The 13,438-nt window shown below is 46.2% G+C and carries 11 protein-coding genes, 2 tRNA genes and 2 pseudogenes; 9 read left to right on the top strand and 6 right to left on the bottom strand.

Going from position 1 to position 13,438, the window contains the following annotated elements:
* Positions 1 to 81 precede the first annotated feature (81 nt).
* On the bottom strand, positions 82 to 918 hold the full coding sequence (locus NAL19_RS14045) for a MipA/OmpV family protein (RefSeq protein ID WP_263057667.1): 837 nt from the start codon (positions 916 to 918) through the stop codon (positions 82 to 84).
* Positions 919 to 1,122: 204 nt separating this feature from the next.
* On the opposite strand from NAL19_RS14045, the gene NAL19_RS14040 reads away from it, so the two are divergent.
* On the top strand, positions 1,123 to 1,806 hold the full coding sequence (locus tag NAL19_RS14040) for a response regulator (RefSeq protein ID WP_263057666.1): 684 nt from the start codon (positions 1,123 to 1,125) through the stop codon (positions 1,804 to 1,806).
* A gap of 10 nt (positions 1,807 to 1,816) precedes the next feature.
* On the opposite strand, the gene NAL19_RS14035 is transcribed toward NAL19_RS14040, so the two are convergent.
* Positions 1,817 to 3,025 (bottom strand): IS256 family transposase, encoded by a 1,209-nt coding sequence (locus tag NAL19_RS14035; protein WP_263057665.1) that lies wholly within the window; start codon positions 3,023 to 3,025, stop codon positions 1,817 to 1,819.
* Between the two features lie 73 nt (positions 3,026 to 3,098).
* A pseudogene (locus tag NAL19_RS14030) lies at positions 3,099 to 3,263 on the bottom strand (IS256 family transposase); the annotation flags it as partial.
* A gap of 98 nt (positions 3,264 to 3,361) precedes the next feature.
* Between NAL19_RS14030 and NAL19_RS14025 the strand changes: the two are divergent.
* Both NAL19_RS14025 and NAL19_RS21730 read left to right on the top strand, forming a co-directional pair.
* Entirely contained in the window at positions 3,362 to 4,750 is a 1,389-nt protein-coding gene (locus tag NAL19_RS14025) for a sensor histidine kinase (RefSeq protein WP_263057664.1), read from the top strand.
* Between the two features lie 50 nt (positions 4,751 to 4,800).
* Entirely contained in the window at positions 4,801 to 5,238 is a 438-nt protein-coding gene (locus NAL19_RS21730; RefSeq protein WP_317630288.1) for a hypothetical protein, read from the top strand.
* A gap of 425 nt (positions 5,239 to 5,663) precedes the next feature.
* Here the strand turns inward: NAL19_RS21730 and NAL19_RS14020 are convergent.
* Positions 5,664 to 5,739, bottom strand: a tRNA-Asn gene (locus NAL19_RS14020).
* 379 nt (positions 5,740 to 6,118) lie between these two features.
* Between NAL19_RS14020 and NAL19_RS14015 the strand changes: the two are divergent.
* Positions 6,119 to 6,388: pseudogene (locus NAL19_RS14015) on the top strand (LysR family transcriptional regulator); the annotation flags it as partial.
* Positions 6,389 to 6,780: 392 nt separating this feature from the next.
* The gene (gene iraP / locus NAL19_RS14010; protein ID WP_225085147.1) at positions 6,781 to 7,047 is read left to right on the top strand and encodes an anti-adapter protein IraP; all 267 of its coding nucleotides are present in this window, start codon (positions 6,781 to 6,783) and stop codon (positions 7,045 to 7,047) included.
* Between the two features lie 170 nt (positions 7,048 to 7,217).
* On the opposite strand, the gene cycA is transcribed toward iraP, so the two are convergent.
* Complete coding sequence (cycA, locus tag NAL19_RS14005) at positions 7,218 to 8,630, bottom strand: D-serine/D-alanine/glycine transporter (RefSeq protein WP_225085146.1); 1,413 nt, start codon at positions 8,628 to 8,630, stop codon at positions 7,218 to 7,220.
* A 335-nt stretch (positions 8,631 to 8,965) separates the two neighbouring features.
* Here cycA and NAL19_RS14000 point away from each other — a divergent pair.
* Both NAL19_RS14000 and NAL19_RS13995 read left to right on the top strand, forming a co-directional pair.
* Positions 8,966 to 9,041, top strand: a tRNA-Lys gene (locus tag NAL19_RS14000).
* A 615-nt stretch (positions 9,042 to 9,656) separates the two neighbouring features.
* Positions 9,657 to 9,944 carry a hypothetical protein gene (locus NAL19_RS13995; RefSeq protein ID WP_225085145.1) on the top strand — a complete coding sequence of 96 codons (288 nt, stop codon included), beginning with the start codon at positions 9,657 to 9,659 and terminating at the stop codon, positions 9,942 to 9,944.
* Positions 9,945 to 10,036: 92 nt separating this feature from the next.
* Here NAL19_RS13995 and NAL19_RS13990 read toward each other — a convergent pair whose 3' ends face one another.
* Complete coding sequence (locus NAL19_RS13990) at positions 10,037 to 10,261, bottom strand: DUF2594 family protein (RefSeq protein WP_225085144.1); 225 nt, start codon at positions 10,259 to 10,261, stop codon at positions 10,037 to 10,039.
* Positions 10,262 to 10,904: 643 nt separating this feature from the next.
* Here NAL19_RS13990 and uvrY point away from each other — a divergent pair.
* Positions 10,905 to 11,561: a UvrY/SirA/GacA family response regulator transcription factor gene (gene uvrY / locus NAL19_RS13985; RefSeq protein WP_010279369.1), complete on the top strand. Its 657-nt coding sequence runs from the start codon at positions 10,905 to 10,907 to the stop codon at positions 11,559 to 11,561.
* Complete coding sequence (gene uvrC / locus NAL19_RS13980) at positions 11,554 to 13,386, top strand: excinuclease ABC subunit UvrC (RefSeq protein ID WP_263057663.1); 1,833 nt, start codon at positions 11,554 to 11,556, stop codon at positions 13,384 to 13,386. Before uvrY ends, uvrC begins: the two co-directional genes overlap by 8 nt.
* The last annotated feature ends 52 nt before the right edge of the window (positions 13,387 to 13,438 follow it).

The following is a 13,438-nucleotide window of genomic DNA, read 5'->3' as shown; positions in this document are numbered from 1 at the left end:
ATCTGAACTAGGGCGGTTCGAATTTGTATTTATTGATAGTGCATAGCCACACGCTTCCGAGAAACACATATCTAACAACGATCAGAAGCTATATGTCACCTTCAGGCTTCCCGTGGGCGATGTTTTTCGTTGAACAATTGAACTATTGCGTGCATCACCAGCCAACTGCGTAAAACCTGCTGCGGCATCTACGCTCCAGTCTTGGTTGAGCTTGTGCGTCCAGCCCATATTCAGTGAATAGGCGTAAATTCCAGACCTGGCATCATATCGCGTAAACCCCGATGCCGCCGACTGTGATGCACTTACCCCGTAGTAAGTCTGCATGTACTTGCTGGTTCCCCAACTGCTGGTCAGCGCCAGTGTCACAGAATTTTTCGATGACGAATAGAGCGGGCTGACAATGCTGAAATGCAGGGCCTCGCCATTGTTTCGCTGAGAAATCGGCACCTCAGCCTGCAATTGCAAATTAAGCCAGTCGGTGACCTCGTATCCCAGGCCAAGCACACTGATAGCCGAGCCTTTGACGTCACCCATACCTCGCAAGTCGTCACTACCGTAGCTGAGCGAGTCGCTGTCCACGTCACGATCCTTTCGGCCTGCGCGATAACTCAGCGCAGCGCTGTAATCAAATTTGCCGATGCTGTTACCGTAACCGATACCACGCGTGGTACTGACGAAGAAACCATTTACCATAGAGTAATCAATTACCAGGGCAGTCGTGACGCGGCTTTCATCCGAACCAGAATAACGTGGTGCAACATCCGCGCCTCCCCCGAGGGTCAACTGGTTACCCTGTTGTTGTCCTGCTGCCAGTATTGGGGTGGACAGTAACGCCAGGATAAATCCCGACAACGATTTTTTCAGGGTACGCCCCGAGAGTGAATGGAGGAACTTATGGCTCAGTTCGATGTTTCTCATTAAGGAAGTCCTTGTGGATTCAACTGACTACAATACAAGCGGTTTTAAACGCCGGAACGCTCAGTTTGAATGCTGACTCTGAAGTTCTCATGAGCCCAAAATGAAGAAATACTGAAGTAAGTGCCCGTTCTGCAAACCTGATAGATTCCCTGATATCGTTTTTTCTTCAGACGTTCTTCATTCACTGTTGATAAAGTGGCTATTGTGAAAATTCTCCTAATTGAAGACGACATCGATCTTGGCAATGGCGTACGTATTGCCCTGACAGACCAAGGGTTAGATGTCATATGGGTTCGCCGTAAAGTGGATGCTCTGCATCAACTCGATGTATGCGTGCCAGAACTGGTATTGCTCGACCTCGGCCTGCCCGACGGTGATGGCATGAGCCTGCTGACGCGTCTGCGTCAGCAGTTCAAGGGAATCCCTGTCATCATCCTGACGGCTCGAGGCACTCTGCAAGATCGTTTGACTGGGCTGGATGCCGGTGCAGACGACTATCTCGTCAAACCTTTTGTTCTCGCCGAGTTATTGGCCAGGGTGAGAGCACTTGTGCGGCGCAGTTACGGTTTTCAGAATGAGGTGATAGAAATTCGAGGGCTATCTCTCCATGCGCCGACTCGTCGCGTGACAGTGAGTGAGAGTCATGTTGATTTGACGGCAAGTGAATACGCGCTGCTTGAAACATTAATGTTGCGCGCTGACCGCGTTCTGACACGTCGTTTTCTGGAAGAACGGATCTTCGGTGCAAAAGAAAATATGAGCAATGCGCTCGATGTACATATGGGAAATTTGCGGCGCAAAATCGGTGACGGCTATGTGCGAACGGTGAGAGGCGTGGGGTTTGTCATTGACACCGTACCCATTGACCTTGTACATGATTCTGTGTAAATGCCATTTCTCAGAAGTGACCGTCCAGGCGGTCACCGAACTCGATAATAAAGCGGCTCATCGCCAGCCGCCAGTTTTGGATCGACATCGTCCATTTTTTTGATGCCGACTGTATTGCCAGCCACACCACTTTCCTTACTGAGTCATCTGTCGGGAACACCTTGCGTTTCTTTATGGCATGCCGGATGACGCTGTTCAGTGATTCAATGGCATTGGTCGTGTAAATCACCTTACGGATGTCACTCGGGTACGCGAAGAATGTTGACAGATTCGCCCAGTTTGCACGCCAGCTCCGGCTGATTTGCGGGTAGCGCTCATCCCAGACCCTGGCGAATGTTTCCAGCTCCTGCAACGCCGCTTCTTCCGTCGCGGCCCCATAAACCGCCTTCAGGTCGCGAGTGACGGCCTTATAGTCCTTCCATGAGACGAAGCGCAGGCTGTTGCGCACCATATGGACTATACACAACTGGATGCGGGTTTGCGGATAGACCGCATTGATAGCGTCAGGGAAGCCTTTCAGACCGTCAACGCAGGCGATGAGAATGTCGTTCAGACCTCTGTTTTTCAGCTCCGTCAGCACATTCAGCCAGAACTTCGCCCCTTCATTTTCCGCCAGCCACATACCCAGTAGTTCTTTCTGACCATCGATATTGATGCCCAGGGCCAGGAACACGGATTTGTTGATGACACGACTATCCTGACGGACCTTAAGGACAATACAGTCAAGATAAACAATGGGATAAAGGCTATCCAACGGCCGATTCTGCCATTCAACAACCTGCTCCATCACTGCGTCCGTGACCTTTGAAATCAGGGCCGGCGACACATCTGCGTCATACAGTTCCTTAAACGTCGCGACGATCTCTCGGGTAGTCATGCCTTTGGCGTATAACGACAGGATTTGGTTATCCATGCTGGTTATCCGGGTCTGATTTTTCTTCACCAGTTGAGGTTCGAATGTGGCATCACGATCTCGCGGAGTACGCAGTTCGAGCGGGCCATCGCCAGTAATGACCGTTTTTGTGGAATAACCGTTACGTGCGTTAAGACCCGCTTTGGGCTGGTTTTTCTCGTACCCGAGATGGTGGGACATTTCAGCATTAAGGGCGGCTTCAACACTGATTTTTTTCAGCAGGCGATCGAACTGGCTGAGATCATCAGGTGTTTTAAGATTTTTGGCCAGTTCGTTAGCCAGTGCCTGTAATTGTTTTTCGTCCATAAATTAACCTGCTTTTGATGTTGGATTGAACATATCAAAATCAGGCAATTACACAAATTTATGTACAGGCTCCTTTGGGCTGGTTTTTCTCGTACCCGAGATGGTGGGACATTTCAGCATTAAGGGCGGCTTCAACACTGATTTTTTTCAGCAGGCGATCGAACTGGCTGAGATCATCAGGTGTTTTAAGATTTTTGGCCAGTTCGTTAGCCAGTGCCTGTAATTGTTTTTCGTCCATAAATTAACCTGCTTTTGATGTTGGATTGAACATATCAAAATCAGGCAATTACACAAATTTATGTACAGGCTCTACCCATTCAGAAGGGGGGGCGGTTGATGCGTAATTTTTGGCGCAATCTGAGAATCCCAACGCTCGTACGGCGAATTATGATCGCCCAGATGCTATTACTCACGCTGCTTTGGTGTATTTTTCTGACCTACATTTTATGGGATAACTTACGTAGCCCTCCAATGCTATCAGGCAGCAAAACCTATGAAACTATTCTGACATTGGTGGATCGTATGGGGGATCGCCCGCACGATCTAACCGATGTGCTGGAAACGTTCAGCGAGGCGCTGCGGGAAGGTTATGGCGGAGGTGAAGACCCAAAAATGTCAATCAGCCTAATCGTTCGGAAGAATAAAGCGATCATTTATTCATCTGATGGCGCTCCAGTAGGCGTGACAAACACCGATTATGGGATGATTCAGAAGATTCAGAGTAACGGCCGAACCTGGACTAGCCGTACTGTGAAGTCTGGTCATTCCGACACAGAGGTGACACTGGTCACGCCTGCCGGAGGTTGGAACTTCTTCATATACCTGAACTCGCGCGGATATTACATATTACCGCTGCTGGTATGCATTCCTTTTCTGTTGTTTCCCGCGTGGCTGTCAATCCGCATTGCAATGCGCCCCTGGAACAAAGTGGCAAATGAAGTTTCCTTGCGAACACCAGAAGATCTTTCTCCCTTAAAAGCAGTTCCCAAGCACATGGAACTTCGCCAAATGGTGGACGCGATTAATATATTCCTTGCCAGGGTACGAGAAAGCACGGAAAGGGAGCGGACTTTCATTGCCGATGCCGCACATGAGTTGCGTACTCCGCTGGCGGCAATGCGAGTCAATGTTGAGGCTTTACAGTCCGATGTAAGTAACGTTAGCCAACAGGAATTACTTGCAGGGATTATTCGCAGCAATAGCCGTGCTGCTCGTCTCGTCAATCAGTTGCTGGTGCTGATGCACAGTGAAGCACGCATTGACACGGTTATGGAGCCTGTACCGCTGACGACGCTAATACAAGAGCGAATGGCTGAGTTGGCACCGCTAGCTGCTGAGAGCAGAATTGAGCTTGAGTTCTACTCTCATGATGAAGTCTGGATTACAGGTGTCAGGGAACGCCTGATATCGCTGATCGATAACTTAATTGAAAATGCTGTGAAGTACAGTCCTGACGGCGGGCGGGTTGAGGTAGAAGTACGATCGTTAGATAAATCCACTCAATTGCGTATCTCAGATGCAGGGCCAGGCATCAAGGTTGAATTGAGGGAGCGGGTGTTCGACAGATTCTTTCGTGATCCCAATCAGATACAAAGTGGGAGCGGGTTGGGGCTTGCAATAGTCAAAGCGGTTGCGCAACAACACAACAGTCGTGTTTTCCTGATCACGTCAGCAGAAGGTGGACTCATGGTTATTGTTGACTTCCCAAATCACCATTCCGTCTGAAAGAAAGCACCGTTTTAGTCCCAACTCGGAGTAGGACACTTACCAGAATAATGGAGCATAAATTGAAATATTTGCCCCTGGTTACAATAGTATTTTCTATATCACTCAGCGGATGTGCCATAACCGTAAGCGATTTAAAGAATAGCGAATCGTCTTTAGACGGCAGTTTCATTAGCAAGACGGGAGCGTCCGATACTTATCGAACGCTAAGGTACATGGCAAGGCAGTGTCTGGAGTATCAGTCATATTCAGGAAATCCGGTCATCGTATTTAGTGAGTTTGACGGCGAGCGGCAAGAAGGCGAGATCAATCAAAAGTTTCTTTCAGAAGGACTGCTGATTAACAACACACTAATTGAGATAGAAAACCATGGTGGTGATAAAGCTAAGATCAATCTATACACCACGAAGAATATCTTGAGTACAGGCATCAGGTCGCCAAATATAAGTGATATCAAGCGGTGGGCTGACGGCGATAGAACCTGCTAGCATGACACTAAGCTATACAGCGAAACATCCCGCCCCAAAATTAGCCACTCCCTGAAATTGAATATTATCCACGCGTAACTTGCTTCTTTGTAAGTTTACAGCCGTGTTGAAAGGGTTATTCCGTCGATAGCTTTACTCGCCGTAGCAACGGTTCGTTGGCACGGCTAACCAGCCGCAGAGCATTTCCCGTGATGTAGTGATCCACTTTCTACGGATACCGTTACGTTGCGGATATTTGAGTCATTAAGCGCCATTTGGGGGGCACTCCGGCATCGAACCAACTTGACCACCAATCTGACCACCACATTCTCACGATGCAGAAGGAAAACGTGGGCATCAGGAATGTTTTGCACGTGAATTTGTTGGATAAGATGTTGAAAAGCAAAAATCCCGCTTAAATTTCTTTAAGCGGGATTTTCTAAATTTGGCTCCTCTGACTGGACTCGAACCAGTGACATACGGATTAACAGTCCGCCGTTCTACCGACTGAACTACAGAGGAATCGGTTAAGTGCGATGGATAATAGCGGGAGCGTTTCGGGTTGTCAAAGGCTGTTATCACTCGAGGTGTTTGATTGACGAACTAATAACCAACATATTGAAATTATTGCCCAAGTTGAGCACAGGAAAGTCGTGATACGCATCGATGAGCGGGCAAGCGTGCACTCTAAAATAGCAGGGTTTGCTTTAGGATGGTGCAGACGGGTATTCGCCCGGTGGTTGATTCTTCAGGCAAAAGCAGGGAGGTTGATTAGCAGAATCATTGCTTTTCCTTATTTTACCTGTGGCTTATCAATGAGGTATCACTTTTTCTTAGGCATAGAAACATAATATGGCGCGCTTTTTGCTACCTCTTTAGAGTAACTACTCAGGAGGCAGACATGAATCTTAGACGGCTCAAATATTTTGTGAAAATCGTTGATATCGGTAGCCTGACGCAGGCTGCTGAGTTGTTGCATATTGCACAACCGGCGCTGAGCCAGCAGGTCGCGACGCTGGAGAGTGAACTCGAAAAACAACTGCTGGTGCGGAGTCGACGCGGTGTGACGCCTACCGAGGCGGGGAAAATTCTTTATTCTCACGCACAGACGATATTGTCACAGTGTGAACAGGCAAAGGATGCGGTGAGTGGCGCACGACAATCAATGAGTGCGTAAGCGTTAACGTTTAAAGCCAGCCGTTCCCCGATGGCTGGCTATTCAATCTGACTTTCTTTTCTGACGTTCTGTCAGAAATCGATGTGTTTTTATTTTTTCGTGAACTTCATCACAATTTTCGCGTTGTCGGTCTTCTTCAAAACAGGGAGGTCATTCTTAAAAATAAAATGGCTTTTTATTTTTTTTATTTATTTGGTTTATTTATCTGCAACTTCATTTTATTGCCGCAATGTGAATATGATTTCCTTAAAATGGTAATAGACACTAGCGATCAGGCCATTCACAGTGTTACATTAATCTTCGTTATGTTTTCTCTAATCCTGTTCGTCAAGACAGGTGTTACCTTATGGGTGTATGACGGTTATTTTTTTGATTAAGGAGTTCAAATGAATAATATCCTCTCTCATCTTTTAATAAAGCTGGCAGAAAAAGAAGTTGGAGAAAAAGCGCTTAACGCGAAGATTGAATCGTTAGAGATGCTGATTTCTGCTATTGTTTCAACATTTGATGACAGCAAAATCAATGAGTTAAATAGAAAAATAGAAGGTGTGGTTGCTGATGCTTCTCAGCGGAAGGATGACCATAATTCATTAGCTTTCGAACTATTGGCAAAAAATATCAATCGAATCACAACCGTTTCATTACGGGAATAACTTTCTTATATATCAATGGTAACGACATTAATTGATCGCGTATTAATCTTCGTATATCCAATTGAGAATTATTTATATTCAATAATAGAGAATACTTCTGCTATGGGTGATTTTGCTGAAAAAACTTGAAGGCGCCGACGTTGTCCGCGCCTTTCTTGCATTTATACGCTTTACTTCACGTCAACAGCCTGCTTTTTTCGTCGAATAAACTGATAAGCAATAGCCAGAACAATAAACCACAGCGGCGTAACAATGAGCGCCTGCCGTGTATCTGGCTGTAACGTTAACAGTACAATAACAAAAGCGAAAAAGGCCAAACATACCCAGCACATAACAATACCCAATGGCATTTTATAGGATGATTCGGCATGTAGCTGCGGGCGCTTTTTACGATAGGTCAGATAAGAGCACAGGATGATGCTCCAGATGAACATGAATAAGATTGCGGAAACCGTGGTTACCAGCGTAAAGACGGTCATCACGTTCGGAATCAGATAGATCAACACGACGCCAGACAGTAAACAGATACAGGAAAACATCAGTCCAGCCGAAGGGACAGCACGTTTAGAGAGCGTGCCGAAGCTTTTCGGTGCATCGCCTTGTTTAGCCAGACCAAAGAGCATGCGGCTGGTGGAGAAAACGCCGCTATTCGCTGAAGATGCCGCAGACGTCAGGACGACGAAGTTGATCATACTGGCAGCCGCAGGTAAGCCGACAAGTACGAACATTTCTACGAAAGGACTACGATCTGCCGTAATCGCGCTCCAAGGCGTGACGGACATAATCATGATGAGCGCAAAAACATAGAACATGATGATACGAATCGGGATGGCGTTAATCGCCCGAGGCAATACGACCTTCGGGTTTTTCGTTTCAGCAGCCGTCGTGCCAACCAGTTCGATGCCGACAAAGGCAAATACGGCTATCTGAAATCCAGCGAAGAAACCACTTATTCCTTTGGGGAACATGCCACCATCATTCCAGAGGTTGGTAAAAGAGGCGACGTTGCCCGATGGCGAAGAGAATTGCATCATGACCAGTACAGCGCCAACGGCGATTAGCGCAACAATGGCGACAATTTTTATCATGGCGAACCAGAATTCCATCTCACCAAACAGTTTCACGGTTGCCAGATTAAGCGTAAGTAAGAGCAGAACGCAAAGCAGGGAGGAGACCCACTGTGATAAATCGGGGAACCAGAACTGAGAGTAGGCGCTAATCGCGACGACATCGGCGATCCCGGTTACGACCCAGCAGAACCAGTAAGTCCAGCCAGTGAAGAAACCTGCCCACGGACCAAGCAGATCGGCTGCGAAGTCACTGAATGATTTATAGTTGAGGTTGGAGAGTAATAGCTCCCCCATTGCGCGCATGACGAAAAATAGCATAAAGCCAATGATCATATAAACGAAGATGATCGACGGGCCTGCCATGCTGATTGTCTTACCTGAGCCCATGAATAGCCCAGTACCGATCGCTCCGCCGATGGCGATGAGCTGAATATGACGATTAGTCAGATTCCGTTGCAGTCCCTCTCCCTGTTCAGGAGCAAGGCCTGCGGCTTCTTTTGATTGTTCGACCATTTAAGTACACGTTCCTGTTTCTGTCTGTGATGTTTTTTGAGCTCTTTGGCGGCTCTCGTTTGCGAAAATCGAAACAAAGAAGATAGCGCAACCGCGGTACTTATTACAGCGGATGTCTGAGATAGCCAGGCATAAAGAGGGCAGATAATGATGTAAAGTGATGCTGTATATTTTTCGCCCTAAAATGAAGAGGATATAAAACGATGATAGGCATAGATAAATAGGTTGAGCAGGTTAACAAATTTACCAATCGCTAACAATGCTATTAACGCGTATAAAAAATTAATATGAAGTGTTTGACAGATGAATCAGGGAGGAGAATAATCCTCCCCGTTGGGTCGTTAGCTCAGTTGGTAGAGCAGTTGACTCTTAATCAATTGGTCGCAGGTTCGAACCCTGCACGACCCACCAACAATTTCAATGAGTTATGTTTATTTTCTTTGTTTTTTATTATTGCTTTTCTTTTTAGTTAATTTTTCTCTAATTATATCATTTCTTAAATTTATCCGTATTTCTGCGTTATTTCATCACTCTCCGGGTTTTTATTTTATCTCATTTTTTTCACAATCTTATTACTTAATAGATCGGCTTTTCTATGGCGTTTTTTATTCATAGGCACGTTAATGTTGGTGAGGATATAACGCGGCTGATGATGTTGCTGAAAGTCATCGTTCTGCGTGATGGGCATGTGTCGTACGGGCTCTGAAGAGTCACGAGAAAGTGCTATGCTTAACAGACGGAATAGTCGACAGAGCGTAATAATGATATTGCGGGTTGAACTGCTCTACATCATTCGAGTTGCAGGCAAAACGTTCACATTTTGGACAGCGCAAGGCGTTTGCCCTTTTAGGGCGACGTGCGCAGAAGTACACATCAGTGTGCTGAGTCGTGTAGCCAGCGCGTATGTAGCTTGAATATGACGAGTTTGCACAGGGCTGTGTTCACATCCACTGGGGCGGCGTTTAGAAGTAGCTGGAGTTTCCTGGTTAGCCATAAGCAAGTTTCTGCTTGATTTCGGAGGGTCATATGGGATTCGAAAAATTACTGGCTGTCATAGAAAAAAGTCACCAGGATCCAAAATCGGTTATCTCGTTGTCTGAACTGAGTCAGGCAATCCATGAAATAATTTGTACTGAAAGTTCTAAAGAGTACAAAATCAATGAATGCTTCACCGAGCTGAGAGAACTGGTTGATGAAAGAAAATCACTCTCGAGGAAACAGCTTCTGGATAAAGCGTTGGTGACAGAATTATCGCAATATAAAAAGAAAGAAGAGGCGCTACTTTTGAAACTCATCAGTATTGGAAATAAATAGACGAGAGTCTCTATTTTCTAATCAGTATAGCAACACTAAATATCACTACACCGCCAGAGCAAATTATTAACATGGCGGTGTAGCAAATAGTGCTATTTACGGTAGCTGGTTTTGATCTGTTTAATCGTGTTATCAAAAACAGCGGCTTGCTCGGCATCTTCCAATTGAGCAATATATCTTTCCATATTGATGATAACTTTACCGGCATCTGCCTGGCCGATTGATTTTAATAACAGCGTAACCATCGCCTTCAGGCAGGTAACCTCGTGGGCCAGTGTTTCAGCGGATGCGGCAGTAGAAAAATCTGCGTTGCTCATGTTTTCTCCTCAACAAGAAAAAGATGTTTTTCTTCGCCTGCTGCGGGCGTTACCGCTGGTATGGCAGGCAGAACCAGATGAACGGGAGTATACCATAAAGCATATTGTGGATTGATATTATTCGTGGATAACGCCATTTTAGTGACTGTTTTTTATGCATTTAACTTATTAAAAGAGCGTCTATATTCTTGGTTTTTTTTCGTGGTAAAGGCTATAGATGTGTTTCGTTTAATACATATGATGTTCACTATGGACGTGCTTCACTGAATATATTATTTGTATAATAAAGTGATAGGCGATGATAAAATTCCCAATGATATTCCGATTACAATAGTGACTTTTTATTGACATTTAAGATGTAAAGCCAATTGCAGGCCATTTGATTTGCATTGTTTTTTATACATTTTGTGCCGCCGGACTGTTTATACTGCGTGGCGTATTTGAAATGTTAAGAATGTGATCGACATACACCATCAGCTTGACGATATATTGTTATGATCGGGAACGCGCTTTATTCTTTCTCGGCATATTTTAAAATACATATTCATATAAATCAGTGTTCATTATTTTTTGAAACCAACGTAGTATCACCTGCAAGCAACTTTTTATGTAAGTGTTACTCCCTTTTTTGGAGAATTATTCTTTGATTAGCGTTTTTCTTGTTGATGACCATGAACTGGTGCGGGCAGGGATACGACGCATTCTTGACGATATCAAAGGTCTGAAAGTGGTTGGTGAGGCATGCTGTGGTGAAGATGCCGTTAAATGGTGCCGAAGCAATGATGTGGATGTTGTCCTGATGGACATGAGCATGCCGGGGATCGGTGGGCTTGAAGCAACGCGTAAGATCCTGCGTTTTACTCCAGATATAAAAGTCATCATGCTCACTATTTATACGGAGAATCCACTACCCGCAAAAGTAATGCAGGCCGGAGCTGCGGGATATGTGAGCAAAGCTGCTGCCCCTCAGGAAGTCATCTCCGCCATTCGAGCAGTACACGCAGGTAAACGGTATATTGCTTCTGATATCGCCCAACAGATGGCATTAAGCCAGCTGGAACCGCAAACGGACGCACCGCTGGAGTGTTTGTCTGAACGCGAATTACAGATTATGCTAATGATAACGAAGGGGCAGAAAGTGACTGAAATCTCAGATCAACTTAATCTTAGCCCTAAAACTGTGAACAGCTATCGTTACCGTATGTTTAGCAAGCTGAATATTAACGGCGACGTAGAGTTGACTCATCTGGCTATCAAGCATGGGCTTTTTACCGCGGAGACATTGTTAAGTAGTGAGTGAGAGTTTCGATGCTTTGGCATTTTTAAAAACGGTAACGAGCCAGCCTGGTGTCTACCGTATGTATGACGCGGGTGATACGGTCATCTATGTCGGTAAGGCAAAAGACTTAAAAAAACGGCTTGCCAGCTATTTCCGCAGTCATGTCGCCAGCCGTAAAACCGAGGCATTGGTCAAAAGCATCAAGTATATTGATGTCACGATCACGCACACAGAAACTGAAGCCTTACTGCTGGAACACAATTACATTAAGCTTTATCAGCCGCGCTATAACGTCTTGCTGCGCGACGATAAATCCTACCCCATGATTTTTCTGAGCGGTGATACTCATCCACGTCTGGCTGTTCATCGTGGTGCCAAGTATGCGAAGGGCGAGTATTTCGGCCCATTCCCCAACGGCAATGCCGTGCGTGAAACGCTGATATTGCTGCAAAAACTGTTTCCTGTGCGCCAGTGTGAGAATAGCGTTTATCGCAACCGCTCTCGTCCTTGCCTGCAATATCAAATCGGCCGCTGTCTTGGGCCTTGCGTTAGCGGTTTGGTAAGCGATGAGGATTATCAGCAGCAGGTTGACTATGTCCGCCTGTTTTTGTCTGGCAAAGATCAACAAGTACTGAATCAACTCATTTCTCGAATGGAAGCCGCCAGTCGCGACCTGAATTTTGAAGAGGCGGCCCGGATACGCGATCAGATTCAGGCGGTCCGACGGGTGACGGAAAAACAATTTGTTTCCGGCGACGGTGAAGATCTGGATGTGATCAGTGTGGCTTTTGATGCTGGCATGGCTTGCGTCTATGTCCTGTTTATCCGGCAGGGAAAAGTGCTTGGCAGTCGGAGCTATTTCCCCAAAGTGCCTGGTGGTACGGAATTAGGGGAAGTGGTGCAAACGTTTGTTGGGCAGTTCTATTTACAAGGAAGCTTAGGCCGAACGCTTCCTGCAGAAATTCTGCTTGATTTTACTTTGCCCGATAAAGACGTATTAACGGAGTCCCTGACGGCGGTTGCGGGGCGAAAAGTGCAGATTCAGACGAAGCCCCGCGGTGATCGCGCTCGCTATTTAAAACTGGCGCGGACGAATGCTGCCACTTCATTAGTCACAAAACTGTCTCAACAATCCACAATTCATCAGCGTCTGGCTGCATTAGCAAGCGTCTTGCAACTGCCGGAAATTCATCGCATGGAGTGTTTTGATATCAGTCATACGATGGGTGAACAGACTGTGGCATCCTGCGTGGTATTTGATGCGAATGGTCCGTTACGTTCCGAATATCGCCGCTATAATATCAGTGGTATTACGCCCGGTGATGATTATGCTGCCATGGCTCAAGTCCTCCGACGTCGTTACGGTAAAGCGCTGGATGAGAGTAAAATACCTGATGTCATTGTGATTGATGGCGGGAAGGGGCAACTCGGTCAGGCTCAAGCCGTATTCGACTCGTTACAAGTATCATGGGATAAAAATAAGCCTCTGCTGCTTGGGGTTGCAAAGGGCAGCGATCGTAAAGCTGGATTGGAAACCCTGTTTTTTGAGGCAACAGGCGAGGGCGTGGCACTGCCACCTGATTCTCCTGCGTTGCACGTTATTCAGCATATTCGCGATGATTCACATGATCATGCGATTGGCGGACATCGTAAAAAGAGAGCAAAAGTCAAGAGTACCAGTACGCTGGAGCTTATCGAAGGTGTCGGCCCTAAACGTCGTCAAACCCTGCTGAAATACATGGGGGGGCTACAACCGTTGATGAATGCCAGTATTGAGGAGATTGCAAATGTTCCAGGAATTTCGCATGCATTGGCAGAAAAGATCTTCCATGCATTGAAACACTAGGGACAATGTAGCAACATACTCCTAGTATCCACTCCAGCCAGATAGTTACCTA

Source organism: Pectobacterium sp. F1-1 (assembly GCF_025643735.1).
Classification (GTDB): Bacteria; Pseudomonadota; Gammaproteobacteria; order Enterobacterales; family Enterobacteriaceae; genus Pectobacterium; species Pectobacterium colocasium.
This window is presented reverse-complemented; position numbering and strand designations above follow the sequence as displayed.